The sequence below is a fragment of the Nocardia abscessus NBRC 100374 genome (assembly GCF_000308455.1).
Lineage (GTDB): Bacteria > Actinomycetota > Actinomycetes > Mycobacteriales > Mycobacteriaceae > Nocardia > Nocardia abscessus.
Genome location: NZ_BAFP01000092.1, coordinates 57,039 through 82,516 on the forward strand (window position 1 = coordinate 57,039; position 25,478 = coordinate 82,516).

General features: G+C 69.7%; 24 protein-coding genes. 8 read left to right on the forward strand and 16 right to left on the reverse strand.

Annotated features, from left to right (window positions below):
• The first annotated feature begins 2 nt into the window (after positions 1 to 2).
• From zwf to ON19_RS18005, 5 genes are all read left to right on the forward strand, one after another.
• Positions 3 to 1,577 carry a glucose-6-phosphate dehydrogenase gene (gene zwf / locus ON19_RS17985; protein ID WP_043693674.1) on the forward strand — a complete coding sequence of 525 codons (1,575 nt, stop codon included), beginning with the start codon at positions 3 to 5 and terminating at the stop codon, positions 1,575 to 1,577.
• Positions 1,574 to 2,482, forward strand: a complete 909-nt coding sequence (gene opcA / locus ON19_RS17990) for a glucose-6-phosphate dehydrogenase assembly protein OpcA (protein ID WP_174377703.1) — start codon at positions 1,574 to 1,576, stop codon at positions 2,480 to 2,482. Before zwf ends, opcA begins: the two co-directional genes overlap by 4 nt.
• Positions 2,475 to 3,230 (forward strand): 6-phosphogluconolactonase, encoded by a 756-nt coding sequence (pgl, locus tag ON19_RS17995; protein ID WP_043693680.1) that lies wholly within the window; start codon positions 2,475 to 2,477, stop codon positions 3,228 to 3,230. Before opcA ends, pgl begins: the two co-directional genes overlap by 8 nt.
• A 108-nt stretch (positions 3,231 to 3,338) precedes the next feature.
• Complete coding sequence (locus ON19_RS18000; RefSeq protein WP_051169016.1) at positions 3,339 to 5,639, forward strand: thiamine pyrophosphate-dependent enzyme; 2,301 nt, start codon at positions 3,339 to 3,341, stop codon at positions 5,637 to 5,639.
• A gap of 43 nt (positions 5,640 to 5,682) precedes the next feature.
• Complete coding sequence (locus ON19_RS18005; protein WP_227954698.1) at positions 5,683 to 6,189, forward strand: SRPBCC family protein; 507 nt, start codon at positions 5,683 to 5,685, stop codon at positions 6,187 to 6,189.
• Between the two features lie 69 nt (positions 6,190 to 6,258).
• Here ON19_RS18005 and ON19_RS18010 read toward each other — a convergent pair whose 3' ends face one another.
• Together ON19_RS18010 and ON19_RS18015 are read right to left on the reverse strand one after the other, a co-directional pair.
• Positions 6,259 to 6,861, reverse strand: coding sequence for a DUF7691 family protein (locus ON19_RS18010; RefSeq protein WP_043693683.1), 603 nt, complete (start codon positions 6,859 to 6,861; stop codon positions 6,259 to 6,261).
• A 61-nt stretch (positions 6,862 to 6,922) separates the two neighbouring features.
• Complete coding sequence (locus ON19_RS18015) at positions 6,923 to 7,870, reverse strand: alpha/beta fold hydrolase (protein ID WP_051169033.1); 948 nt, start codon at positions 7,868 to 7,870, stop codon at positions 6,923 to 6,925.
• 102 nt (positions 7,871 to 7,972) lie between these two features.
• Here ON19_RS18015 and ON19_RS18020 point away from each other — a divergent pair, with 102 nt between their 5' ends.
• Positions 7,973 to 8,821: an SDR family NAD(P)-dependent oxidoreductase gene (locus ON19_RS18020; RefSeq protein WP_043693689.1), complete on the forward strand. Its 849-nt coding sequence runs from the start codon at positions 7,973 to 7,975 to the stop codon at positions 8,819 to 8,821.
• A 3-nt stretch (positions 8,822 to 8,824) separates the two neighbouring features.
• On the opposite strand, the gene ON19_RS18025 is transcribed toward ON19_RS18020, so the two are convergent.
• A complete protein-coding gene (locus ON19_RS18025; RefSeq protein WP_043693692.1) occupies positions 8,825 to 9,658 on the reverse strand; it encodes a LysR family transcriptional regulator in 834 nt (277 codons plus the stop codon).
• A 69-nt stretch (positions 9,659 to 9,727) separates the two neighbouring features.
• Between ON19_RS18025 and ON19_RS18030 the strand changes: the two genes are divergently transcribed.
• Complete coding sequence (locus tag ON19_RS18030) at positions 9,728 to 10,864, forward strand: YbfB/YjiJ family MFS transporter (protein WP_051169017.1); 1,137 nt, start codon at positions 9,728 to 9,730, stop codon at positions 10,862 to 10,864.
• Here ON19_RS18030 and secG read toward each other — a convergent pair.
• The 3 genes from secG to ON19_RS18045 all read right to left on the reverse strand — a co-directional run bounded on the left by secG (position 10,851) and on the right by ON19_RS18045 (position 13,710).
• A complete protein-coding gene (gene secG, locus ON19_RS18035; RefSeq protein ID WP_043693695.1) occupies positions 10,851 to 11,084 on the reverse strand; it encodes a preprotein translocase subunit SecG in 234 nt (77 codons plus the stop codon). The two genes, ON19_RS18030 and secG, sit on opposite strands and share 14 nt — an antisense overlap.
• 72 nt (positions 11,085 to 11,156) lie before the next feature.
• Entirely contained in the window at positions 11,157 to 12,755 is a 1,599-nt protein-coding gene (locus tag ON19_RS18040; protein WP_043693697.1) for an MFS transporter, read from the reverse strand.
• Positions 12,756 to 12,765: 10 nt separating this feature from the next.
• Positions 12,766 to 13,710, reverse strand: coding sequence for a DMT family transporter (locus ON19_RS18045; protein ID WP_051169018.1), 945 nt, complete (start codon positions 13,708 to 13,710; stop codon positions 12,766 to 12,768).
• 299 nt (positions 13,711 to 14,009) lie between these two features.
• On the opposite strand from ON19_RS18045, the gene ON19_RS18050 reads away from it, so the two are divergent.
• Positions 14,010 to 14,792: an META domain-containing protein gene (locus ON19_RS18050; RefSeq protein ID WP_043693700.1), complete on the forward strand. Its 783-nt coding sequence runs from the start codon at positions 14,010 to 14,012 to the stop codon at positions 14,790 to 14,792.
• A gap of 7 nt (positions 14,793 to 14,799) precedes the next feature.
• Here ON19_RS18050 and ON19_RS18055 read toward each other — a convergent pair whose 3' ends face one another.
• The 10 genes from ON19_RS18055 to ON19_RS18100 form a co-directional block, all read right to left on the reverse strand.
• Positions 14,800 to 15,453, reverse strand: a complete 654-nt coding sequence (locus ON19_RS18055) for a DUF1579 family protein (protein WP_051169019.1) — start codon at positions 15,451 to 15,453, stop codon at positions 14,800 to 14,802.
• Between the two features lie 144 nt (positions 15,454 to 15,597).
• Positions 15,598 to 16,383, reverse strand: a complete 786-nt coding sequence (tpiA, locus tag ON19_RS18060) for a triose-phosphate isomerase (protein WP_043693703.1) — start codon at positions 16,381 to 16,383, stop codon at positions 15,598 to 15,600.
• 2 nt (positions 16,384 to 16,385) lie between these two features.
• On the reverse strand, positions 16,386 to 17,600 hold the full coding sequence (locus ON19_RS18065) for a phosphoglycerate kinase (RefSeq protein ID WP_043693706.1): 1,215 nt from the start codon (positions 17,598 to 17,600) through the stop codon (positions 16,386 to 16,388).
• A gap of 5 nt (positions 17,601 to 17,605) precedes the next feature.
• Complete coding sequence (gene gap, locus ON19_RS18070) at positions 17,606 to 18,625, reverse strand: type I glyceraldehyde-3-phosphate dehydrogenase (protein ID WP_043693708.1); 1,020 nt, start codon at positions 18,623 to 18,625, stop codon at positions 17,606 to 17,608.
• A 199-nt stretch (positions 18,626 to 18,824) separates the two neighbouring features.
• The gene (gene whiA, locus ON19_RS18075; protein ID WP_043693711.1) at positions 18,825 to 19,808 is read right to left on the reverse strand and encodes a DNA-binding protein WhiA; all 984 of its coding nucleotides are present in this window, start codon (positions 19,806 to 19,808) and stop codon (positions 18,825 to 18,827) included.
• Positions 19,799 to 20,845, reverse strand: a complete 1,047-nt coding sequence (locus ON19_RS18080; protein WP_043693713.1) for a gluconeogenesis factor YvcK family protein — start codon at positions 20,843 to 20,845, stop codon at positions 19,799 to 19,801. Before ON19_RS18080 ends, whiA begins: the two co-directional genes overlap by 10 nt.
• Complete coding sequence (gene rapZ / locus ON19_RS18085; protein ID WP_043693715.1) at positions 20,842 to 21,822, reverse strand: RNase adapter RapZ; 981 nt, start codon at positions 21,820 to 21,822, stop codon at positions 20,842 to 20,844. The genes ON19_RS18080 and rapZ overlap by 4 nt, the downstream gene beginning before the upstream one ends.
• A 113-nt stretch (positions 21,823 to 21,935) precedes the next feature.
• Entirely contained in the window at positions 21,936 to 23,945 is a 2,010-nt protein-coding gene (gene uvrC, locus ON19_RS18090; RefSeq protein WP_043693718.1) for an excinuclease ABC subunit UvrC, read from the reverse strand.
• A gap of 121 nt (positions 23,946 to 24,066) precedes the next feature.
• Positions 24,067 to 24,492, reverse strand: coding sequence for a hypothetical protein (locus ON19_RS18095; RefSeq protein WP_043693721.1), 426 nt, complete (start codon positions 24,490 to 24,492; stop codon positions 24,067 to 24,069).
• Positions 24,493 to 24,642: 150 nt separating this feature from the next.
• The gene (locus ON19_RS18100) at positions 24,643 to 25,332 is read right to left on the reverse strand and encodes an HAD family hydrolase (protein ID WP_043693724.1); all 690 of its coding nucleotides are present in this window, start codon (positions 25,330 to 25,332) and stop codon (positions 24,643 to 24,645) included.
• Positions 25,333 to 25,478 lie beyond the last annotated feature (146 nt).

Below are 25,478 nucleotides of genomic sequence, written 5' to 3' on the forward strand. Positions count from 1 at the left end.
CGATGGCCGGAGCAGCGCCCGCAGATCGACCGGACGCCGTCGAATGGCAGAACCCGCTGCGTGACAAGGGGGACAAGCGGCTCCCCCGCATCGCCGGACCGTGCAGCATGGTCATTTTCGGCGTCACCGGCGATCTGTCTCGGAAGAAGCTGATGCCGGCCATCTACGACCTGGCGAACCGGGGGCTGTTGCCCCCGGCCTTCGGCTTGGTCGGCTTCGCGCGCCGCGATTACGCGGACGAGGACTTCGCCGGGGTCGTCCTGGAGGCCGTCAAGGCGCACGCGCGCACTCCGTTCCGCCAGGAGGTCTGGGATCAGCTCTCCGAGGGCATCCGGTTCGTCCAGGGCACCTTCGACGACGACGCGGCATTCGACCGGCTCGCCGACACCCTCGCCACCCTGGACAAGGAGCGCGGCACCGGCGGCAATCACGCGTTCTACCTGTCGATCCCGCCGAACATGTTCCCGGTGGTGCTCGATCAGCTCTGCTCGCACGGCTTGGCGCAGACGACCGGGCCGGACGCTGCCCGCAAACCGTGGCGACGGGTGGTGATCGAGAAGCCCTTCGGGCACGACCTGCACAGCGCCCAGGAGCTCAACGCGCTGGTCAACGGGGTGTTTCCGGAGGAGCGGGTGTTCCGCATCGACCACTATCTGGGCAAGGAGACGGTGCAGAACCTGCTGGCGCTGCGCTTCGCCAACCAGTTGTACGAGCCGATCTGGAACGCCAACTTCGTCGACCACGTGCAGATCACCATGGCCGAGGACATCGGCTTGGGCGGCCGCGCGGGCTACTACGACGGCATCGGGGCCGCGCGCGACGTGATCCAGAACCACCTGCTGCAACTGCTGGCGCTCACCGCCATGGAGGAGCCGATCAGCTTCGAGCCCAAGCAATTGCAGACCGAGAAGATCAAGGTGCTCTCGGCGACCAGGCTCATCGAACCGCTGGACGAGACCACCGCGCGCGGGCAGTACACCGCGGGCTGGCAAGGCAGCGAGCACGTGGCCGGCCTGCTGCAGGAGGACGGCTTCGACCCGAATTCGAAGACCGAGACCTATGCCGCGATCAGCCTGGAGATCGACACCCGCCGCTGGGCGGGCGTGCCGTTCTTCCTGCGCACCGGAAAGCGGCTCGGCCGCAGGGTGACCGAGATCGCGGTGATCTTCAAGCGGGCGCCGCATCTGCCGTTCGACCAGACCATGACCGAGGAGCTGGGGCAGAACGCACTGGTCATCCGGGTACAGCCGGACGAGGGCATCACCACGCGGTTCGGCTCGAAGGTGCCGGGCTCCAGCATGGAGGTGCGCGACGTCAACATGGACTTCACCTACGGCGAGGCGTTCACCGAGTCCTCTCCCGAGGCTTACGAACGCCTGATCCTCGACGTGCTGCTCGGGGTGCCGTCGCTGTTTCCGGTGAACGCGGAGGTCGAATTGTCCTGGCGCATCCTGGATCCGGTGCTCGAGCACTGGGCCGCCGAAGGCAGGCCGGAACCGTACGAAGCGGGCACCTGGGGTCCGCCCTCGGCCGACGAGATGATAGCCCGCACCGGGCGGGAATGGCGGCGTCCGTGATCGTCGACATGCCCGAGACCAAGACCGGCGAGGTCACCAAGCGCATCGTGCAGTTGCGCGAGAGCAACGGCGTGATCACCGTCGGCCGCGTGCTCACTCTGGTGGTGTGCACACTGGACAGCTCCGAGGCCGAGGACGCGATCGACGCGGCGAACGAAGCCAGCCGCGAGCATCCCTGTCGTGTGGTGGTGCTGGCGCGCGGCGACCGGGAGGCCGCCACCCGGCTGGACGCTCAGATCCGGGTGGGCGGCGACGCGGGGGCGGCCGAAGTGATCGTGCTGCGGCTGCAAGGCGAACTGGTCAACCATGAGAGCAGCGTCGTCACGCCGTTCCTCCTACCGGATACGCCGGTGGTCGCGTGGTGGCCGCGCGGCGCCCCGCAATTCCCGTCCAAGGATTCGGTGGGGCGCTTGGCGGGCCGCCGCATCACCGACGCCACGTTCGCGCCCGATCCCCAGGCAGCGATCAAGAAACGGCTGCAGTCCTACGCCAGCGGTGACACCGATCTGGCCTGGAGCCGGATCACGTACTGGCGCGCGCTGCTGGCAGCGGCGATGGACGAGCCGCCGTTCGAATCGGTGGAATCCGCGACCGTGTCGGGGCTGCGCGACGAGCCCGCCCTGGACATCCTGGCCGGTTGGCTGGCCGCCCGGCTGGGCTGCCCCGTCCGCCGCCGCACCGGCCCGCTGCGGGTGGAGCTGCACCGGCCCACCGTCTCCATCGCGATCGAACGCCCGCAGACCGGCCGCACCGCGACATTGACCCGCACCGGCGAGCCGGTGCAGCGGATCGCTCTGGCGCGCCGGGAGACCCGTGACTGCCTCGCCGAGGACCTACGCAGGCTGGACGCCGACGAGACCTACGCGAAGGCGCTGGCCGGAATCGAGAAGGTGATCTATGAGTGAGCACACCGATTCGCCGTTCCCCAGCGACACCGTCGAGGTGCATCTGGACACCGACTCGCTGGTCGCCGCCGCGGCGGTCCGCTTCGTCTCGGTCGTGGTCGCGGCCCAGGCCGAGCGCGGCTCGGCGGCGGTGGTGCTGACCGGCGGCGGAACCGGCATCGCCCTGCTGGAGCAGGTGCGTAAGTCCCCCGGCGACATCGACTGGTCCCGGGTCGAGGTGTTCTGGGGCGACGAGCGTTTCGTGCCCGCGAACGATCCGGAGCGCAACGACCTGCAAGCCAGGCAGGCGCTGCTCGATCACGTGCCGGTGGACCCGGCGCGGGTGCATCCGGTGGCCGCCTCCGACGGCGAGTATCCCGATCCGGTGGAGGCGGCCGCCGAGTACTCCGCCACGGTGCACGCCTATCTCGCCGAACACGGCGCGTTCGATCTGCACCTGCTCGGCATGGGCGGCGAGGGCCACGTGAACTCGCTGTTCCCGCACACCGACGCGGTGCGCGAGGAGCACGAGCTCGTCGTCGCCGTCACGAATTCACCGAAGCCGCCGCCGGTGCGGGTGACCCTCACCCGGCCCGCGATCAGGCGGACCCGGCACGTCGTGCTGGTGGTCGGCGGCGCGGGCAAGGCCGAGGCGGTCGCCGCGGCCATCGGCGGCGCGGACCCGGCGGACGTGCCCGCGGCCGGTGCGACGGGTATCGACTCCACGACCTGGCTGCTGGATCAGGAAGCCGCGTCCGCGCTGCGCTGAGGGGCCGCGACGGTCGACGCGTAAATTTGTCCGCCCCAATTCCCGGTTGCCGAAAGGATACCGTCGGATAAGGCAGCCGGACGGCGGAGTTTACGAGATGATCGGTCGGTGACCGAGCAGGCAGTGGATCTGGACGAGCGGTTCCGCACGGCCGTCGCCGCATTCGTGCCGGGGCCGCGGCGTCCGGCGGAACAGCCGATCGTGGGCGGCGGCGCGATCACCGGCACGGCGTGCCTGGAACTGTTCGACGCACAGGCGACGAGCAGACACCTCGATCTCGCGGCACGCCGCCTCGGCAGCGACCGGCGCGGTTACTACAGCATCGGCTCGTCCGGCCACGAGGGCAATGCCGCCGTGGCGGCCGCCCTGCGCACCACCGACCCTGCCCTGCTGCACTACCGGTCGGGGGCGTTCTTCGTGCACCGGTCCCGGCGTGTGCCCGGGCTCGACCCCATCCGGGACGTCCTGCTCGGCGTGGTCGCGGCGGCGACGGACCCGATTTCCGGTGGGCGGCACAAGGTGTTCGGCAGTGCTGCCGCGAACGTCATCCCGCAGACCTCGACCATCGCCTCGCATCTTCCGCGCGCGGTCGGGTTGGCGTTCGCGATCGATCGCGCGGCGCGGCTGGGTGTCCCCGCCCGGTGGCCCGCCGACTCGGTGGTGGTGTGCAGTTTCGGCGACGCGTCGGCCAACCACTCCACCGCGACCGGGGCGATCAATGCCGCGATCCACACTGCGGGTCGAGGGATTCCGATGCCGATCCTGTTCGTGTGCGAGGACAACGGCATCGGGATCAGCGTGCCGACCCCACCCGGCTGGATCGAGCAGGCGTACGGCCACCGGCCGGGCCTGGCGTACTTCGACGCGGACGGCTGCGCCCCGCTCGATGCGCTGACCACGGCGAACGCCGCCACCCGGTGGGTCAGGGAGCACCGCGCGCCCGCGTTCCTGCGCCTGCGGACCGTGCGGCTGCTCGGTCACGCCGGATCCGACGTCGAGACCGCCTACCGCCGCCCCGCCGAGATCGCCGCCGACCTCGCTCGCGACCCGGTGACGGCGACGGCACGACTGCTGATCGAGTCCGGCGTCGCCACACCCGCCGACCTGCTCGACCGCTACGCCGACCTGGCCCATCGCGTCGCCACGACCGCCGAACTGGTCTGCGCCGAACCGAAACTCGATTCGGCGGCGGCCGTGATCGCACCGATCGCCCTCTCCCGTCCCGCGCTCGTGCGCGCCGACGCGCTCCGCACCGACCCGATCCCGCACGACGAGCGGAAACAGGCCGACACCGGCCATGCGAGCACGGGTATCGGGGCGCCGCACCGCGTGAACGGCGCTGTCGCGCAGGGTGATCCGATGACCCTGGCGCAGGCCATCAACGACGCCCTCGCCGACTTGCTCGCGCGCGACCGGGATGTGCTCGTCTTCGGCGAGGACGTCGGCCGCAAGGGCGGGGTGTACGGGGTGACCAAGGGGTTGCAGAAGACGTTCGGCGCGCGGCGCGTGTTCGACACCCTGCTGGACGAGCAGAGCGTCCTGGGCACCGCCCTCGGCGCGGCGCTCGCCGGATTCGTGCCGATCCCGGAGATCCAGTACCTCGCCTACCTGCACAACGCCGCGGATCAGATCCGTGGCGAAGCGGCCACGCTCTCGTTCTTCTCCGACGGCCGCTACCGCAACCCCATGGTGGTGCGGATCGCCGGATACGGCTACCAGAAGGGCTTCGGCGGCCACTTCCACAACGACAACTCGGTGGCCGCGCTGCGCGACATCCCAGGCGTCGTGCTCGCCTCCCCGTCGCGCGCCGACGACGCCGCGGCGATGCTGCGCACGTGCGTGTCCGCCGCCCGGGTGGACGGCAGAGTGTGCCTGTACCTCGAGCCCATCGCGCTGTACCACACGCGCGACCTGCACCGTCCGGGCGACGACGGTTGGCTGGCACGCCCGTCTCCGGCGGAGCACGTCGAGATCGGCCGCGCCCGGGTCTACGGCGACGGGGCCGACCTGACCCTGGTCAGCTTCGCCAACGGCGTGCCGATGAGCCTGCGCGCGGCGCGGCGGCTGGCCCGGCACGGGATCCACGCTCGGGTGCTCGACCTGCGCTGGCTCGCTCCGCTACCGGCCGTAGATCTGCTGCGGCACGCTCGCGCGACCGGACGGGTCCTCGTCGCGGACGAGACCCGCCGCGGTGGTGGCGTATCGGAAGCGGTGTGCGCGGCTCTGCTCGACGCCGGTTTCACCGGGCGGCTCGCGCGGGTGACCAGCGAGGACAGTTTCGTGCCGCTCGGCCCGGCCGCCGCGACGGTGCTGCTGGACGAGGAACGGATCGAAGCCGCGGCCGTCCGGCTCCTCGGTGCGGCGACCGGCGCGGACCCGCGGCGCGCCGAGGCCCGGCATTCCCCGTAATTCGATTCGACCGGTGAATAGTGGAAATACAGTGGGGGTGACGGTGACCAGCAGCGGAAAGGACACGGCGATGACCACGATGTCCATGCTCGGCGAGGTGCGGCCGGAGCACGAGCACACAGCCGACGGCGATCTGGTGCTCCTGCACTACCTGCGTTCGTTCCACAAGCCGGTACTGGACGTGTGGTCGGCGGCCACCGAGCGCGGCCAGCTCGCGCGCTGGCTCGGCACCGTCTCCGGCGGCAACGGCAACCTCACCATCGAATTGTTCGACGGTCCGGTCCCCGGCCCGGTCGCGGTGCGCGTCGACGATTGCCAGGCGCCGCACGAACTCGTGGTGCACATCGACGGCTGCCTGCTCGAAATCCGGATGACCCAGGTCGGCGTGGTCACCACCGTGGAGCTCACCCGCCGCCACGTGTGCCCCGCCGACGCGGGCGCGATCGGCCCACGGTGGCAATACCTGCTCGATCGCCTGACCGCCTACCTCGACTTCCAACCGCTGCCGCGGTGGTCGGACTACCCGAAGCTGGCCGAGGAATACCGCTGAGCGGATCCGGACGGCGGCGGCCGTAGCTGCCCCGGCCCTGTCCCGGCACGACTCGCTCCGGCGGGCCGATCAGTAGAAGAACCCGGCGATCCCCCAGCCCGGACGCGCCTGGGCCTCCCGGATCCACTCGACACAGGACTCGATGGCGGCCAGGACCTCGTGGTCGACCTCTTCGCGCTGCGGTGGCGTGGTCGACTCCCACTGGACGAGCGCTTCCGCGCACTGTTCCGGCGTCCATTCGCCGTAGCCGGGCAATTCGTCGGGCTGCGGCAGCGAGGGCGGCAGCGAGTGGTACATGAACGCACGGACGCTGACCGCTTTGATGCCCAGCGTGGCGAGCCCGTCATCGATGTGGTCGAGCCAACGCCCGCGGAACGCCGAGAAGTAGCGGTTGTCCACGAACCGGCCGTAGAACTGGCAGATCGTCTGGTAGGCGTAGCCGTATTGGAAACCGTAGGCCGGGTCGAACGGACCGCCGTCGATAACGGCGCGCACCGCCTCGTAGCGGGTGGGTGCGCCGCCTGCGATCTCCTCGGCGAACCAGTCGTCGTCGTGGGTCAGCTGAGCCTTGAAGCGCCCCCCGATCATCCGCCGGAGCTTGTCGTCCCGAGACCCGATGGCACCCTTGACCCTGTCCAGTTCGACGACGTAGATGCTCAGGCTATAACTCATTCACCGAACATTAGCGGTGCCCACCGACAACGAACGGCGGTGGGCCCGAAGACGTTTCGTCTCAGGCCGGAAGCCGGTCGGGATGGGCGGCCAGATGGGCGAGATGCGCGATGAGCAACGCGTTCACCTGCTCGGTTCGCTCCAGCTGAACGAGGTGGCCCGCACCGCTGATCTCGGTCACCGCACGCAGGTCGGCGACGTGCGCACGCAAGGTGGCCAGCGGGTCACGCCCGCTGAAGCCTTCCATGTCGGGATCACGGTCGCCGTACAGGAAGTAAGCGGGCACGGCGACTTTCGCGTCCGAGTACTCGGCGGTGAGTTCCCAATTGCGATCCAGGCTGCGGTACCAGTTCAATCCGCCGGTGAACCCGGTGCGCTCGAAATCCCCTGCCAGCACGTCCAACTCGTCCGCGCCGAGCCAGCGCCACGGCAACGCGGGCGCCTCCGGCAGCACATCGAGGTAGCCCGTGCCCTCCGCCGGGAAACGCCAGGTGTCCAGGTAGTGATAGTCGGCGCTGAGCGCGTAGTAGACGCGGGCCAGGAACTCCCGGGGACGCGCGGCGAGTTCCGCGTCCGCGACCCCTGGGGCCTGAAAGTAGTGCAGGTGCAGGAAGTGCCGGGCCGCGGCCTTGGCCCACAATTGCGACGGAGCGCGCGGCGGACGCGGCGCGAAGGGATTGTTCAGGACGATGACGCCGCGCACCCGCTCCGGCGCGCGCAACGCCAGTTCCCACACCAGTGCCGCGCCGAAGTCCAGGCCGACGAACACCGCCTGTTCGGCGCCGATGTCGTCGAGCAGTGCCAGCAGGTCGGCGCAGACCGCGCGATTGGTGTACGCCTCGAGGTCGGCCGGGGCGTCGGTCTGCCCGTAGCCGCGCAGGTCCGGCGCGAGGGCGCGGTAGCCCGCCGCGGCGAGCGCGGGAAGCTGGCGGTGCCAGATGTACCAGGTGTGCGGGAAACCGTGGCAGAAGATCACCGGCTGCCCCGTACCCTGCTCGGCGACGTGCATGCGGACCCCGTTGGTCGTCACGAACCGATGCGTCAGCTCCACTCATGCCTCCCGGACGATGTACTAGAACACGTTATCGTTTCAAGGTAATGTTCCGATTCCGTGAGCGGAATACCCGAGAGGCTCGAAGGCAAGGTCGCGGTGGTCACCGGCGCCAGCCGCGGTATCGGCAAGGGAATCGCGCTGGAACTGGGCGCGGCGGGTGCCACGGTGTTCGTCACCGGGCGCTCGGCGGCCCAGGGACGGCTACCCGGCACGGTACACGCTACGGCCGCGGACATCGATGCCGCGGGCGGAGTCGGCATCCCGTTCGTGTGCGATCACCGTGACGACGATGCGGTGGAGCGGCTGTTCGAGCTGATCCGCACCGAGCACGGCAGGCTGGACGTGCTGGTGAACAACGTCTACAACTCCCCCGCCGCGGCCCGCTGGCTGGGCAAGCCGTTCTGGGAGGTGCCACCGGCGGCCTGGGACGAGTCGTTCGACGTGGGTGTCCGATCCCATTACGTGGCAAGCGTGTTCGCCGCGCCGCTGCTGATCGAATCCGGCGGGCTGATCGTCAACATCTCCTCGCCCGGGGCGCGCAGGTACATGCACAACGCGGTGTACGGCGTCGCCAAAGCGGCGGTGGACCGGCTCACCGCCGACATGGCGCACAATCTCGCGGGCACCGAGGTGACCGCGGTCTCGCTCTGGCCGGGCATCGTGGACACCGAACTGCTGCAAATGGTTTCGGCCGACGCCGACGGCCGGCGATTGGTCACGCTGCCCGGTGAGGGCACCTTCGACCTGGGCGACGCACAGACACCGCGCTTCACCGGCCGCGCCGTCGTCGCACTCGCCACCGACGCGGGGCGGCGCTCACGCACCGGGCTGCCCTGGCGGGTGGCCGATCTCGCCGAGTACTACGGGTTCACCGATCTCGACGGGCGCATTCCGCGGGTCGACTGACGGTCAGAGCGCAGCGAGAAAGCGCTGCATCGAGCGCGGCGGGACCGGCCTGGCCCGCCACGCGACATACACATGCGAGGGCGGCGCGTCGGGAATGTCCAGATAGACGACGCCGGGGTGCGGAGCCCTGGTGCGCGCCAGACCCGGTACCACGCCGATGCCGCGATCGGCCGCGACCAACTCGATCCATTCGTCGAAGTTCGTGCAGGCGATCACGACCCGGTCCGGGTCGGCGGGGTGCCACGACGCCGCGTCGGTGGTGCCCGACACGGTGTTGACCACCAGCGGCCGATCGGCCAGGTCGGACCAGGACAGGTCGGTCGCCCCCGCTAAGGCCGAGTGCGCGGCCACCGCCAGCACCCGCTGTTCGGTGGCGATGATCCGGGACGCCAGATGGCGCGGCAGCCCGGTCTCCTTGCGGTAGATCGCGATGTCCACGACCCGCTCGCCGAGCGCGGCCAGCGGGTCGTCCACGCGCCGCAGCGTGATCCGGCCACCCTGTTCCTCGTACCGGCGGCGGGTCGCGGCGAACCACGCGTCGGGCAGCAGCCAGGAGAACCCGACCTCCAGCGTGGCGCGCGAGCGCAGTTCGGCGGCGACCGCGTCGACGTCGGCCAGGATGCGGCGGGTGTGGCCCAGCAGTTCGGCTCCCTCGGGAGTGAGCGCGAACCGCCGCGCGGTCCGCTCTACCAACCGGCAGTCGACCAGCCGCTCCAACTGCTGGATCGTCCTGGTCAGCGCGGGCTGGCTCAGGTGCAGCCGGGCTGCAGCGCGGGTGTAGTTCGCCTCCTCGCACAACGCGAGATACGCCCGCAGGTGCCGCAGCTCGATATCCATGCGTCGAGCGTATACATCGTGCACAGAAAGCATTTCCCGAGTGCGCCGACGGCCTCGTACGGTCGAGCGGTGACCACCGTCGTCCGTACCCGCGCCCGGCGCCGCGGCCTCGCACCCGCGGTGGCCGCGGCATCCGGCCTGGCCGCCGCGATGGGCGTCGGCCGCTTCGTGTACACCCCGTTGCTGCCGCTCATGGTCGACGCCCATCGCATCACCGCACACGACGGCGCCCTGATCGCGACCGCGAACTACGCCGGTTATCTGCTCGGCGCGCTGCTGCTCACCTGGCGTCCGGTGCTCGGCAACCGCTCGATCTTCCTGGCGTCGGCTGGACTGTTGATCGCGAGTGAAGCGCTCATGGCGGCGCCGGGGCCGATCCTGCTTCTCGCCTTCCTGCGCCTTGTCGCGGGCATCGCCAGTGCGGTGATCTTCATTGCCTGCGCGAGTTTCGCGAGCCGTCCCGGCGCCGGCGACCAGTCGGGGGGAATAGTCTTCGGCGGCATCGGCTTCGGCATAGCGTGGACGGGCCTGCTGGTGCTCGCGTTGCGACCGGTGGCGTCGTGGCAGATTTTGTGGCTGGTCTCCGCGGCGCTCACCGCCGCCCTTCTGATCCCCGTGTGGCGCCTGGACATCCGTCCTGGGCAGCGTGTGCCACGCGGGGCGGCGCGCGTCCTGCGGGCTTGGCGTTTCCTGTTCGTCGCCTACTTCCTCGAAGGCTTCGGGTACATCGTGATCGGTACCTTCTCGGTGGCGGCGGTGAGCGCGGACCGCGGGCCGGTGACCGGTTCGGCGATGTGGATCGTCGTCGGCGCGGCGGCGACGGTCTCGACCGTGCTCTGGGCCATGGCCGCGCGGCGCTGGTCTCCGGCGCTCCTGTTGCCCGTCGCGTTGGGGGCGCAGTGCGTCTCGGCGATGCTCCCGGCCGTGTCCGATGCGATCTGGGCCGCAGTGGTGGCGGCGGCGCTGTTCGGGGGGACGTTCGTCGGAATCGTCATGCTCGCGATGCGGGTCGGCGCCGAGTTGACCGACGGGGCCGCGGCGGCGCCGCTGACGGCCGGGTACGGCGCCGGGCAGATTCTCGGTCCGTTGGTGGTTGCCCCGGTGCTCGGGACGAGCTACCCCGCCGCGTTCGTCATCGCCGCGGTAGCGCTCGGCGCGGCGGCGCTCACGGCGGGTGCGGTGACCGCCGAACTCAGGCGAACTTGATCTCCAGGCCGATGCCGAGGATGGCGATCAGCCAGATGACGCCGGTGAAGATGGTGACGCGGTCGAGGTTCTTCTCCACGACGGTGGACCCGGACAGGCTGGACTGCACGCCGCCGCCGAACAAGCTGGACAGACCTCCACCCTTGGCGCGGTGCAGCAGCACCAGCAGCACCAGCAGCAGGCTGGTGATGATCAGGAGGATATCCAGGAACATCCGCATGCCGGACAGTGTATGCGGTCGGGGCGATCGCACCGAATCAGGCACTCGGGCCACCGCGCCCGCGGGTCCGTCCTAGCGCCGGTCGACCGCGACCAAGTGGGTGACCTGGTCCCCCTCGTCGGTGCCGAACTTGGCGACGGCCTGTTCGCGCAGCTGGTCCTGCGCGGTGAGCCGGACCTGATGCTGGTGCATGTGCTCGGCCCAGGACCGCACGACGAAGGCCTCCACGTAGCGGTCGATCATTCCGACGTCGCGATACAGACGCCATTCCATCGCGCCGGTGCGCTGCCGGGACCGCCCGACGAAGGCCATGGCGGCCAGGAACTCCTCGGCACTCTCCGGCGGAACGTCGTAGCTGCGCAGGACGAGCACCGGACCGTCGTCGGGATCGGGTTCGACCGCCAGCTCGGGTTCCGGCCAGAACGCCGAGGGGGTCAGGTCGAGCAGTTCGGGATCGTTGCGGATGGGCAGCCACACCGTGCTCACCGCGCAGAACGCGAGCAGCGCCGCAGCCCACAGCAGCGCGGGCACCGAGCCGATCGCGTCCGCCACCAGGCCCCAGACCAGTGAGCCGATCGCCTGTCCACCCATGAACACCAGCAGGTACACCGACAACCCGCGGGCGCGCACCCAGGCGGGCAGCAGCAGCTGCATGGTCGCGTTCATGGTGGACATCGCCAGCAGCCACGCCAGCCCAGCGAACACCAGCAGCACCAGCACCACCGGCACAACGCGCAGCAGGGCGGTCCCCGCCGTCGCCGCGCCGAACAGAACGGCGGCGATGGTGAGCCGCTGGGTCGGGGTCAGCAAGGCCCGCAAGCGCGACAGCGCCGCGGCGCCGAGTACCGCACCGATGCCCATCGCGCCGAGCATCAGCCCGTATCCCGACGACGACAGCCCGAGCCGGTCGCGCGCGATCACCGGCAACAGCGCCCACACCGCGCTCGCGGGCGCGATGAACAAGATCGAGCGCAGCAGCACCCGCCGGATCGCCGGAGCCGCGCGGATGAACCGGGTACCGGCCTGCAACGCCGCCAGCGGACGCTCGGTGGGCAGGCGCCGATCGATCGCGGGGCGGCGCCACAGCGTCAGGACCACGACGATCCCGACGAACGAGACCGCGTTCAGCGCGAACACCAGCGTCGGCCCGGACAGCGAGACCAGCACTCCGGCCAGCGCGGGCCCCACCGCCCGGCCGATGTTGATGTTCATGCTGCCCAGCGCGGACGCCGCCGGAATCTGCTCGCGCGCGACCAGTTCCGGCTGGATCGCCTGCCACGCGGGCGCGGTCAGCGCCTGCCCGCAGCCGAGCAGGAACAACAGCGTGAGCAGTACGGCGGGCGTTGTGTGCCCGGTCGCCGTCGAGACGGCGAGAATCGTCGCCAGCACCGCCATCGTGGACTGCGCACCGAGCAGCAACCAGCGTCGATCCACCAGGTCGGCGATCACCCCGGACGGGATGGCCAGCAGCATCACCGGAAGGGTGATGGCGGTCTGCACGAACGACACCAGCGCCGCCGCGTTGGGCTGGTCGACCATGATCCACTGGGCACCGACGGTCTGCATCCAAGTGCCGAGATTCGACACCATCTGCGCCACCCAGAGCGCGCGATACACCGGTGAACGCAGCGGCGCCCAGGTGGAACCCGGGGTCGTCGCGGCAGAAGTCACTCGCCGAAGCTTAGTCGCGGGCCGGGCGCGGCTCGGACGCCGTGTCCGACCGCACAATCGTGGCACGCGAAGGGGCGGCCGCGAGCAACAGCGCCCCGATGAGCAGCGCGGCGCCGGTCAGTCCCGTCGCGGTGAGGCGTTCGCCCAGGACGACCGCCGCGAGCGCCGCGCCCGTGAGGGGTTCGAGCAGTGCGAGCACCGCGGCGATCCCGGGGCCGGCATCCGCGAGGCCCCGGAAGTAGCAGGTGTAGGCGACCGCGGTGGGCGCCAGCCCGAGCACCAGGACCAGTGCGATGCTGCCGATGGTCGGGTCGAAGGTCAGGCCGCTCGTCGCCGCGACGGGAGCCAGCAGCAAGGCGCCGCCGGTGAACCCGAGGCCGGTCGTGGTCATCGCGTCGAGCCCGGGCACCGGCGCGGCGTTGATCACGGTGACCGTCGCGAACGCCGCCGCGGCCAGTGCGGCCAGCGCCGCGCCGATCAGCAACCCGCCGACGCCAGCGGCGCCGGACGGAACACCGGCCAGCAACGCCAGTCCGCCCAGGGCGAGCCCGATCGTGGCCGCGCGCCGCCGGTCCACCGGATGCTTTCCGGTGACGTGCTCCAACACCGCGACAACCACCGGCGACAAACCGATTGTGAGCAACGTCGCGAGACTGACCGAGGACATCGCGACCGCGCCGAAATAGGCCGCCTGGAAGGCCGCCGCGAGCACCGCGACCGCGCCGATCCGGCGCCAGGCCAGCGGATTTCGCGGCCACGGTCGCCGGGCGCCCGCCAGCAGCGCCACCAGCAGGAGCCCACCGACGGCCAGTCGGCAGGTGGCGACGGAGACCGGAGACAGCCCGGTGGCCCGGTGCACCAGCGTACCGAGCAGACCGCCGGTGCCCCAGAGGATTCCGGCCGCGACGAGATAGACCAGCCCCGAACGGCCGGTCGTGGACACAGATGAGGACATGAAGGATCGGGCTCCTGCGACGAAGAGGGATGGGGTCGCGGAAGCGAGGTGCACGATGATGCCGAAGAGAGCGCGCTCACCGCTCGGTGGCGCGCTGGGAACCTACACCTCGCTCAGGAGGCGGGCGGCGGGGTGATGGGGAAGCATCGATGCACGACACGGATCCTAATACGACGCGAGACAAGTCATCCCATGAGCGTTGTTTTTGCGGGAGGCAAGCTCCGGCGGGCGATCTCCGCCAGGCCGTCTCGACCGGCGATAACCGGGGTGACGCCGCCCGGCATCGGTAGCATCGCCGCATGACGGCACACTTCGCGCGATCAGGAGCGCTGGTCCTGCTCGCCCTCTGCGCGATCGCAGCGTGCTCGAGCGGGGAGCCGGAGCGGGGCGCCGACGAGCCGACACCGGTGGGCCGCACCTTTCTCTCGACCAACGTCGAAGGCACCCCGATTCCCGGCGGCGGGCCGCTGACGATCAGCTTCTCCGAGGGCCGCGTCGCCGCCGACGCGGGGTGCAACAAATTCACCGGCGCGGCCGAGCTGGACGATCACGTCCTGCACGTCTCCGGCCTGTCCACCACCCTGATGGCCTGCGAGGACGATCGGCGCGACGCCGACGAGTGGCTCAGCGGCCTGCTGAATTCCCAGCCCAGCTGGCGGCTCGACGATTCGCGGCTCACCTTGCACAGCCCCGACCGCACGGTGACCCTGCTCGACAAGAAGGTGGCGCAGCCGGACAAGCCGGTCAAGGGCACGTCCTGGCTGGTGACCGCGTTCATCACCGACAACAGCCAGATCCGCTCGCGCGCCCTCGACGAAGCGCAGCCCACACTCACCATCGCCGAGGACGGCAGCGTCTCCGGAGCCACCGGATGCAATCAGATGACCGGCAGCGCCGAGGTGTCGGGCACGCAGATCGTCTTCCGGATCGCCACCACGAAGATGATGTGCTCGCCGGAGGCGATGGAGGTCGAGCAGTCCATGCTCAACGCTTTGGACGGCAAGACGACCGTCACGGTGGACGCCGACATGCTGACCCTGCGCAACGACAACGGCGCGGGCCTGGTCCTGCACGCGCGGTAAGGGCCCGCTACTTCTTCCGGGTGAGCACGACGCGATCGGCGATCCGCTCCGGTTCGCCGGGCGGAGCGAAAGAGATCTCCATGACGACCCGGTCGGCCGACTCCAGCCGGATCACCGTGCGCATCGGGATCGTCTTGCCCACGAACTGCGGGCCCAGCACGCCGGGATCAGTGAATTCGCCTGCCATGACGATGTCGGCGTCGCCGCCGCTGCCCTTCGCGCCCTTGTAGCTCATGGTCATCGGCGTGACGCTGTCGACGGTGGACCACTCGTAGCGGTTGTCGGTCGGTGAGAATCCGAGCAGTCCGAGCCGGTAGTACGCGCTGCTGCCCTGGACGTCCTCGGCTTCCTCCCGCAGGAAGTTGTTACCGGTCTCGGCGATCCATTCCCAGCGCGAGACGATTTCCCGCTTGGTCGGATTGTCGGCCGTGCCGCCCGCGACGAAGGTCGACTTCTCGCCCTTCCACTCCCCGACCAGTTGGCCGATCCTGCGGTGGCCCGCGTCCTGCTGCTCCGGCCGCACCGCCGCCGCGGCAGTGGTCGACGCCGTGTCGTGGTGGGCGTGATCGTGGTCGTGCGCCGAGTCGTCGGAACAGCCGACGAGCGCGGCCAACGCGACCAGCGCGACCGGAAGTGCGGTGGACAGCTTGCGAAGAGTCACGAAAATCCTTGTCAGGCCGTTGTTTCGAGCTCCGTCATCATCGCACGGGCACCGGCCGCCGAGCATCCGTGATCACTCTCGGCGAAAAGACAACAGCCCGGTATCGCTGTCCGCGATACCGGGCTGTTGCGCGTAGTGCCGAGATCAGGGCAACGGGCCGCCCGCGGCGATCGCCGAGAGGGTGGCGAATTCGTCACCCTTGAGCGAAGCGCCGCCGACCAGCGCGCCGTCGATGTCGGTCTGGGCGACCAGCTCTCCGACGTTCTTGGCGTTGACCGATCCGCCGTAGAGCACGCGAACCCCGGCGGCGACCTCCGGCGAGGCCAGCTTCTCCAGCTCCCCGCGAATCGCGCCGCAGACCTCCTGCGCGTCGGCGGGGGTGGCGACCTTGCCGGTGCCGATCGCCCACACCGGCTCGTAGGCAATGACGATCTTCGAGATCTCTTCCGCCGTCAAGCCTTTCAGCGATCCGCGCAGCTGCTCGAGGTTGTACTCGACGTGCGTCCGCGCCTCACGTACGTTCAGGCCCTCGCCGATGCACACGATCGGGGTGATCCCGTGCTTCAGTGCCTGCTTGGCCTTGGCCAGCACGGTGGCGTCGTCCTCGTTGTGGTACTGCCGCCGCTCGGAGTGCCCGACCACGGCGAACGTGCAGCCCAGCTTGGCGAGCATGCTCGCGCTGATCTCGCCGGTGTAGGCGCCGGACTCGTGCACCGAGACGTCCTGGCCGCCGTAGGTGAGCAGGAGCTTGTCGCCTTCGACCAGCGTCTGCACGCTGCGCAGGTCGGTGAACGGCGGGATCACCGCCACGTCGACCTTGGCGAAGTACTTCTCCGGCAGCGCGAACGCGATCTTCTGCACCAGAGCGATGGCCTCGAGGTGATTGAGGTTCATCTTCCAGTTGCCCGCGATGAGCGGTTTGCGTGCCATGCTCAGTCCTCCAACACCGCGATGCCCGGAAGTTCTTTGCCCTCCAGGTACTCCAGCGACGCACCGCCGCCGGTGGAGATGTGCGAGAAGCCGTCGTCCGGCAGGCCGAGCGCACGCACGGCCGCGGCCGAATCGCCGCCGCCGACCACGGTGAACGCGCCCTTGCCGGTGGCGGTCACGATCGCCTCGGCGACTCCGCGGGTGCCCGCGGCGAACTTCTCGAACTCGAACACGCCCATCGGCCCGTTCCAGAAGACGGTCCGCGCCTCGGTCAGCAGCACCGCGAAGCGGTCCACCGACTCCGGGCCCACGTCCAGACCCAGCCAGCCGTCGGGGATCTCGTGCGCGGGAACCACTTTCGACTCCGCGTCCGCGGCGAAATTATCGGCCACCACGATGTCGCGGGGCAGGTGGATGACGTCGGCGTACTGGTCGAGCAGATGCTTGCAGGTATCCACCATCTCCTCCTGCAGCAGCGAGGCGCCCACCGAAAAGCCCTGTGCGGCGAGGAAGGTGAAGCACATGCCGCCGCCGATCACCAGCGTGTCGACCTTCGGCGCGAGCGCCTCGATGACCGCCAGCTTGTCGGAGACCTTGGAACCGCCGAGCACGACCGCGTACGGCCGGTCCGGGTTCTGGCTCAGCTTGGCCAGCACCTCGGCCTCGGCCGCGACCAGCGTGCCCGCGTAGTGCGGCAGCAGCTCGGCCACGTCGTACACCGAAGCCTGCTTGCGGTGCACCACGCCGAAGCCGTCGGAGACGAATGCTCCATCGTCGCCGACCAGCTCGACCAGCGCCGCGGCCAGCTTGGCTCGCTGCGCGTCGTCCTTGCTGGTCTCGCGCGCGTCGAACCGGATGTTCTCCAGCAGCAGCACGTCGCCGTCGGTGAGGCCCTCCGACCGCGCCAGCGCGTCCTGGCCCACGACGTCACCGGCGAGCTGGACGTTGCGGCCCAGCTCCTCGGCGAGCCGGGCGGCCACCGGCGCCAGCGAGAGCTTCGGGTCCGGCTCGCCCTTCGGGCGGCCCAGATGCGCGGTCACGACGACCTTGGCGCCTGCCTCGGCGAGCGCCTTGATGGTCGGCGCCGAGGCGACGATGCGGCCGGGATCGGTGATCTGTCCCTGGTCGTCGAGGGGGACGTTCAGGTCGGAGCGCACCAGCACGCCCCGGCCCTCGACGCCCTCGCCGAGCAGATCCGCGAGTGTCTTGACAGTCATACGCGTCAGAGCGACTTGCCGACGAGGCCGATGAGATCGGCGAGACGGTTGGAGTAGCCCCACTCGTTGTCGTACCAGGAGACGACCTTGACCTGGTTGTCGATCACCTTGGTCAGCGGAGCGTCGTAGATCGACGAGGCCGGGTCGGTGACGATGTCGCTGGAGACGATCGGATCGGTGTTGTACTTCAGGATGCCCTTCAGCGGGCCCTCCGCGGCGGCCTTGTAGGCGGCGTTGATCTCCTCGAGCGTGGCCGACTTGCGCAGCGTGGCGGTCAGGTCGGTGACCGAACCGGTCGGGACCGGCACGCGCAGCGCGTAGCCGTCCAGCTTGCCCTGCAGCTCGGGCAGCACCAGGCCGATGGCCTTCGCGGCGCCGGTGCCGGTGGGCACGATGTTCAGCGCGGCGGCGCGGGCGCGGCGCAGGTCGCTGTGCGGGCCGTCCTGCAGGTTCTGGTCCTGGGTGTAAGCGTGGATGGTGGTCATCAGGCCGTGCTCGATGCCGAACTCGTCGTTGAGCACCTTGGCCAGCGGGCCGAGGCAGTTGGTGGTGCACGACGCGTTCGAGATGATGTTCTGGCTGCCGTCGTACTTGTCGTCGTTGACGCCCATGACGATGGTGATGTCCTCGCCCTTGGCCGGGGCGGAGATGATGACCTTCTTGGCGCCCGCGGCAAGGTGGCCCTTGGCCTTGGTGGCATCGGTGAAGATGCCGGTGGACTCGACGACCACGTCGACGCCGAGGTCGCCCCAGGGCAGCGCGGCGGGGCCCTCCTTGATGGCCAGCGCCTTGATCCGCTGGTCGCCCACCACGATGGTGTCGTCGCCGTCGAGCGAGACATCCTGGGGCAAACGGCCCAGGATCGAGTCGTACTTGAGCAGGGTCGCGAGGGTCGCGTTGTCGGTGAGGTCGTTGACCGCGACGATCTCGATGTCGGTGGTGCCGAGCGCCTTCTGCGCCTCCACCGCCCGGAAGAAGTTACGTCCGATACGACCGAAGCCGTTGATGCCTACCCGGACAGTCACGTTATCGCTCCTCAACTTTCCAGCGGATCGTTCCGATGCCCATTCACACTAACGTCCTGCCGTGACCTCGCCGACACGCACCTGGCATTGACGCGGACGGCATGCCTGGTCAGACGCCCGACCAAGACGGTTTCCGCAGTCGAAACGCCGTGATCCCCGCGACGGACGACGTCACGGGGATCACGAGGGAAAACGCGGCTCAGGCTTCGTCGAGCAGCTCGGCCGTCACGGCCGATTCGGTGTCCGGGACACCCAGCTCCTTGGCGCGCCGGTCGGCCATCGACAGCAGCCGGCGGATGCGGCCCGCGACAGCGTCTTTCGTCATCGGCGGGTCGGCGAGCTGGCCGAGTTCCTCGAGCGACGCCTGCCGGTGCTGCACACGCAGCCGGCCCGCGGCGGCGAGATGGTCGGGGACGTCGTCGCTGAGGATCTCCAGCGCGCGTTCCACCCGGGCCGCCGCGGCGACCGCGGCCCGCGCCGAGCGGCGCAGATTGGCGTCGTCGAAGTTGGCCAGCCGGTTCGCGGTCGCGCGCACCTCACGGCGCAGCCTGCGCTCCTCCCAGACCATCCGGGTGCCGTGCGCGCCCATCCTGGTCAGCAGCGCGCCGATGGCCTCACCGTCGCGGACCACCACCCGGTCGGTGCCGCGCACCTCGCGCGCCTTGGCCGTGATCCCCAGCCGCCGGGCCGCGCCGACCAGCGCCAGCGCCGCCTCGGGCCCGGGGCAGCTGACCTCGAGCGCCGAGGAGCGGCCGGGTTCGGTCAGCGAGCCGTGCGCCAGAAACGCGCCGCGCCAAGCGGCTTCGGCGTCGGCGATGCTGCCGCCGACCACCTGTGCGGGCAGGCCGCGCACCGGACGGCCGCGCACGTCGAGCAGGCCGGTCTGCCGGGCCAGCGCCTCACCCTCCTTGGAGACGCGCACCACGTACCTGGAGGTCTTGCGCAGTCCCCCCGCCCCGAGTACGTGCACGTCGGAGCCGTAACCGTAGAGCTCGAAGATCTCCCGGCGCAGCCGGCGCGCGATGGAACCCATGTCCACCTCCGCCTCGACGATCACCCGGCCGCCGACGATGTGCAGGCCGCCCGCGAAACGCAGCAGTGCGGACAGTTCCGCTTTGCGGGAACTCACCTGCGACACCGTGAGCCTGCTCAGCTCGTCTTTCACATCGGCTGTCATCGCCACGGGACGCGCTCCTTTCCACCCAACCCGGAACGCACATCCTGACCCATGTGCCGTCCCTCGACTCGAAGCCCTGCCATTTGCGGCCGAGGTTGCCGGATCAATTGATCCAGTGCGGCGGCAAGCTTTCCGGGGTGATGCCGGTCCGTTCCCGCTTCGGCGACATCGGAGAACGTTACCCGTGCCCGCAACTGCTCGGCAGCCCTGGCCACATGTTCCCGCTCGCGGCCCTCCGGCACCGAGCCGGAATCGACCAGCACCTCGTCGACGACGAATTCCGGTGCGTGCTGGGACAGTACGTGCAAATGCCGCTCCGCGGAGAACCCGGCGGTCTCCCCCGGCTCCGCGGCGAGATTGAGCACGAGAACTTTCCGCGCTCTGGTGTAGACCAGGGCTTCGCGTAGTTCCGGGACGAGGACGTGCGGAATCACACTGGTGAACCACGATCCCGGGCCGAGCACCACGACGTCCGCGTGTTCGATCGCCGAGGTGGCCTCCGGACTGGCCGGTGGATCGGACGGAATCAGCCGCACTCGCCGCACCTTACCCGGCGTCGTCGCGATGGCAACTTGGCCGCGAATGCAACGGCTCACCCGTGGATCCGCTTCCAGCCCAGATACATCCGCCTCGATGTCCAGCGCGATGGGCGACATGGGGAGGACCCGGCCGGTGATGCGCAACATGCGAGCGACTTCGTCGAGCGCGGCGACCGGGTCGCCGAGCACCTCGGTGAGCCCGGCCAGGATCAGGTTGCCCACCGAGTGCCCCGCCAGCGCGCCGGTGCCGCCGAATCGATGCTGGACGGTCTGCGTCCACACGCCGTCGGCGTCCGCGGCCAAGGCCGCCAGCGCCATCCGCAGATCCCCCGGCGGCAGCACACCCAGCTCGGCGCGCAACCGGCCCGAGGAGCCGCCGTCGTCGGCGACGGTGACCACCGCGCAGATCTTCCTGGTCAACCGCCGAACGGCGGTCAGCGTCGCGTACAAACCGTGTCCGCCACCCAGCGCGACGATGCTGGGATTGGATTCCCAGCCCGTCATTCGCGCCCCAGGTCTCGATGCACGACGCGGACCACGTCGGCGGACTCCTCCGTTTTGCCGGTGACCTCGCTCATCAACTCGCCCAGTGCCTGGGCGATCGCGACGCTCCGGTGCTTGCCTCCGGTGCAGCCCACTGCGACCGTCATGTATCGCTTCCCCTCTTGGCGGTAACCGTTCGTGGTCAGCTCGACCAGGTGGTGGCAGGTACGCAGGTAGTCGTCCGCGCCGGGACGCGACAACACGTACTCGCTGACCACCGCTTCCTGACCGGTGTGTTCCCGCAACTCCGGTATCCAATGCGGATTGGGTAGAAAACGCACATCCAACACCATGTCGGCGTCCAGCGGAACCCCGTACTTGAAGCCGAACGACTGCACGGTGAGCTGCAGCGCGCTGGGGGCGCCGCCGCCGTACGCCTCCTCCATCTTGCGGTGCAACTGATGAATGGAAAGTTCGGTGGTGTCGATCACCAGGTCCGCGGCCGCCTTCACGGCCGACAACCGCACCCGTTCGGCGGCGATGCCTGCCGACAGCGTGCCGTCCTTGCTCTCGCTCTGCAACGGATGCCTGCGCCGCGCGAAGCCGAAGCGGCGGATCAGCACATCGTCGGAGGCCTCCAGGAACAGGACCCTGGTGCGCACGCCGCGGGTCCGCAGCTGCTCGGTGACCGCCGAGAGATCACCGGTGAAGAACCGGCTGCGCACGTCCATGACCAGCGCGAGACGCCGGATCGGCGGCTTGGCGGACGCGCCGAGTTCGACCATGCGCTCGAACAGCTCGGGCGGCAGGTTGTCGGCCACGTACCAGCCGAGGTCCTCGAGCACGCGGGCGGCGGTGCCGCGGCCCGCGCCCGAGAGCCCGGTCACGATCACCACCTCGACCTGCGGGTTCGCTCCGCCGACCGCGCCGGACGAGACCACTCGTCCCGCACTCGTCGGCGGACTGCCCGCACTGCTGTTCGATTCGACGCGTGTCATGTCCTACCGGATCCGTCTCTGGGGTGCCTTCCGATCATCGCGCACCGGTTTCGGTATCGGGCACAGACACACAACGTACGCGAAACCGAAACTTCCGGTGCACTGTCGACTGTCTATTCGGACTCGAGGGCCGCAAGGACCGCTTTTGCGGTTGCCATTCCGATGCCGGGCACTTCGGTGATCTCCTCGACCGTGGCCTGCTTCAGCTTGGCCACCGACCCGAAATGGGTGACCAGCGCGGTCCGGCGGGCCGTGCCGAGACCCGGCACCGAGTCCAGCGCCGAGGCGGTCATCCGGCGCGAGCGTTTGCTGCGATGGAAGGTGATGGCGAAGCGGTGCGCCTCGTCACGGACCCGTTGCAGCAGATACAGCGCCTCGCTGGTGCGCGGCAGGATCACCGGGTCGCTCTCGCCCGGCACCCACACCTCCTCCAGCCGTTTGGCCAGGCCGATCACCGCGACATCGGTGATGCCCAGCTCGTCGAGCACCTCGGCGGCCGCCGCCACCTGGGGCGCTCCGCCGTCGACGACATAGAGATTGGGCGGGTAGGAGAACTTGCGCGGGCGGCCGGTGCGGGGATCGATACCGGGACGGGAGGTCAGGTCGAGCGCGTCGTCGTCGGGTCCCGAGGCGGCGAGATCGTCGTGCTCCATCTGGTCGCGCTCGCGGCGCAGTTTGAGGAACCGGCGGCGGGTCACCTCGGCGATGCTGCCGACGTCGTCGGAGCGGCCCTCGCCGGCCGCTTCCTTGATCGTGTAGTGCCGGTAATCGGACTTGCGGGCCAGACCGTCCTCGAACACCACCAGCGAGGCGACCACATCGGTGCCCTGCACATGGCTGACATCCACGCACTCGATGCGCAGCGGCGCGGTGTCGAGTTCCAGCGCGTCCTGAATCTCCTGCAGTGCTTGCGATCTCGAGGTCAGGTCACCCGCCCGCTTGAGCTTGTGCTGGGCCAGCGCCTCCATCGCATTGCGCTGCACGGTCTCGGCGAGCGCCTTCTTGTCCCCGCGCTGGGGCACCCGCACCTTCACCGCCGAGCCGCGCAAGCCCGACAGCCAGTGCTGGACCTGGTCGACGTCGGCGGGCAGCTCGGGCACCAGCACCTCGCGCGGCACCACGGCGGCGGGCTGCTCGTCCGCCGCCTGCTCGGCCACCGCGACCTGCTCGCCGTAGAATTGGGTGAGGAACTGCTCGACCAGCGCGGCGAGCTCACCGCCCGCCCCGGGGACGTCCACCGCGTCACCCGATTTGTCGACCACCCACCCGCGCTGACCGCGCACCCGGCCGTCGCGCACGTGGAACACCTGCACCGCCACCTCCAGCTCGTCGGTGGCGAAGGCGATAACGTCGGCGTCGGTGCCGGTGCCGAGCACCACCGCCTGCTTCTCCAGCGCGCGGCGCAGCGCTTGGACGTCGTCGCGCAGCCGGGCGGCGACCTCGAAATCCAGGTCGTCGGCGGCCTGGTGCATGCGGCGCTCCAGCTCCCGGACCAGGCGGTCGGTACGGCCGGCCAGGAAGTCGCAGAAGTCCTCGACGATCGCCCGGTGCTCCTCGGCGCTGACCCGCCCGACGCACGGCGCCGAGCACTTGTCGATATAGCCGAGCAGGCAGGGACGCCCGATCTGGCGGTGCCGCTGGAAGACTCCGTTGGAGCAGGTGCGCGCGGGAAACACCCGCAGCAGCAGATCGAGCGTCTCGCGGATGGCCCAGGCATGCGCGAACGGACCGAAGTATCGGACACCCTTGCGGCGCGCGCCGCGGTAGACGAACAGCCGCGGATACTCCTCGTTCAGGGTGACCGCGAGCACGGGGTAGGACTTGTCGTCGCGGTAGCGGACGTTGAAGCGCGGATCGAATTCCTTGATCCAGTTGTATTCCAGCTGCAGCGCCTCCACCTCGGTGGAGACGACCGTCCATTCGACGCTCGCGGCCGTGGTGACCATCTGCCTCGTCCGCGGATGCAGGTTCGCGACGTCGGCGAAGTAGGAGTTCAGTCTGCTGCGCAGGCTCTTGGCCTTGCCGACGTAGATCACCTGTCGATGGGCGTCCCGGAACTTGTAGACACCGGGTTCGACGGGAATCGTGCCCGGCGCGGGCCGGTACGTCGCTGGATCTGCCACCCATCCAGCCTATCGGCGCGGTCGGACACGATCCGTCCGCAGTCCGCACCCCGGGCGAGCGGAGGCTCGGCAGGCTGTCGACCGCTCCCGGCGGCCCGGCCACCGCGACGCTCAGCACAGCTCAGGAGGCGCGGACCCCGAACCACGCCTTGGCTTCCGGGCGGCACAATAGGTACACGACGGCGCCCGACGTAGCGAGCGAATAGCCCGCGGCCACGACGCCGACGACGGGCGGGACGGTCGCGAGGTCCCGGATCGCCCAGCACCCGAGGACCGCCTGCAGGACGGCCAGCGTGACCGTCAGCCTGCGCACACTGTGCGCTCCTTCGGTGAACCCGAGCACGAGAAGACCCAGCGCCCAGGCCACGCAGAATTGGGTGGACGCCGTGGCGGCCGCGTCGCCGCCGCGCGTCAGATTCATCAGCACGGGATAGGCGAGTCCGAAACCCGCCATCCCGGCGACGGCTTCCCGCACGTCCCGAACCGACTCCGGCATGGCCGTTTCCACGCCGATGGACGGCTCCTCACCGGAGAACGCCAAGCTCACAGCCGTACCCCCGTTGGTACCGAACCTTTCGGCGCAACCTGCGAATACGCCGAAATCGCACCGTAACACGATGGCCTCCCCCACCACTCGGACTTCGGCAAATGGGGGCACGACATCGGCGTGCGTGGCGCGCACCGAGCAGCCGGGGAACTACTCCACGAGGCCGTGCCGCCGCAGGGCGGCCAACAGCGCGTCCGGACGCTCGGCGGTGGGCAGGGCCTCCACCAGAGCGAATCGGCTGCCCACCGCCTCGGCGCCACCGTCGGCCTCGGCGCTGTCGCCGATCATCAGAGCCGCTTCGGCGGGCACGCCCAATTCGCCGAGAGCGGAGTGGAAGATCTCCGGATCGGGTTTCATCACGCCGACCTCGTAGGAGAGGGTGAACGCTCCGACCAGCCGATCCCAGCCGCGCGCCGCGAACGACGGACGGATGTCGAACGGGATGTTGCTCACCACCGCGACCGGAACGCCGTGTGCCGCCAGATGATTCAGGACGGCCTCGCTGTCGGGGTACGGCGTCCACTCCAGTGGGTCGAGCAGACGGGCATACAGCCGATCGGCATCCTCGTCGGTGGGCACGCCCGAATTGCGCAGCACGTGCATCATCACCCTGCGGTGCAGCGCCGGGTCCAGGTCGCGGTGGTCCCACGCGTACTGCGTCTCGGCGTCGAACTCGGCGATGTGGTCGACCGGCGCCGTCATCCGCCGCATGATCTCGGCCTTCTCGCCCACGTCGAACGCCCGGCCGTCCGGCCAGGTCAGATCCGCGTACCACGATTCGTCGTCCTCCAGCCGGAACAATGTCCCGGAGAAGTCGAACAGCACCGCCTCGATCGCCACCCGGCCAGCCTACCGACGGACCGCCCGGCACCTCCGCCGCGCACAGGGCGATCGCACCGGCAATCGGCTCGACACACGCTGTGGTCAGGGCGATTTCGCCGGTGGGAAGGAAACCGGCGCGGCTGTCGGTGCCGGGGGTTAGAGTC

What these genes read in the sequence shown, in the direction of transcription:
- zwf (WP_043693674.1), top strand. Translation starts at nt 3, where the DNA reads ATGGCCGGAGCAGCGCCCGCAGATCGACCGGACGCCGTCGAATGGCAG.
- pgl (WP_043693680.1), top strand. Translation starts at nt 2,475, where the DNA reads ATGAGTGAGCACACCGATTCGCCGTTCCCCAGCGACACCGTCGAGGTG.
- ON19_RS18010 (WP_043693683.1), bottom strand. Translation starts at nt 6,861, where the DNA reads ATGAGTTATAGCCTGAGCATCTACGTCGTCGAACTGGACAGGGTCAAG.
- ON19_RS18015 (WP_051169033.1), bottom strand. Translation starts at nt 7,870, where the DNA reads ATGCACGTCGCCGAGCAGGGTACGGGGCAGCCGGTGATCTTCTGCCAC.
- ON19_RS18025 (WP_043693692.1), bottom strand. Translation starts at nt 9,658, where the DNA reads ATGGATATCGAGCTGCGGCACCTGCGGGCGTATCTCGCGTTGTGCGAG.
- secG (WP_043693695.1), bottom strand. Translation starts at nt 11,084, where the DNA reads ATGCGGATGTTCCTGGATATCCTCCTGATCATCACCAGCCTGCTGCTG.
- ON19_RS18045 (WP_051169018.1), bottom strand. Translation starts at nt 13,710, where the DNA reads ATGTCCTCATCTGTGTCCACGACCGGCCGTTCGGGGCTGGTCTATCTC.
- ON19_RS18050 (WP_043693700.1), top strand. Translation starts at nt 14,010, where the DNA reads ATGACGGCACACTTCGCGCGATCAGGAGCGCTGGTCCTGCTCGCCCTC.
- tpiA (WP_043693703.1), bottom strand. Translation starts at nt 16,383, where the DNA reads ATGGCACGCAAACCGCTCATCGCGGGCAACTGGAAGATGAACCTCAAT.
- ON19_RS18065 (WP_043693706.1), bottom strand. Translation starts at nt 17,600, where the DNA reads ATGACTGTCAAGACACTCGCGGATCTGCTCGGCGAGGGCGTCGAGGGC.
- ON19_RS18080 (WP_043693713.1), bottom strand. Translation starts at nt 20,845, where the DNA reads ATGACGGGCTGGGAATCCAATCCCAGCATCGTCGCGCTGGGTGGCGGA.
- rapZ (WP_043693715.1), bottom strand. Translation starts at nt 21,822, where the DNA reads ATGACACGCGTCGAATCGAACAGCAGTGCGGGCAGTCCGCCGACGAGT.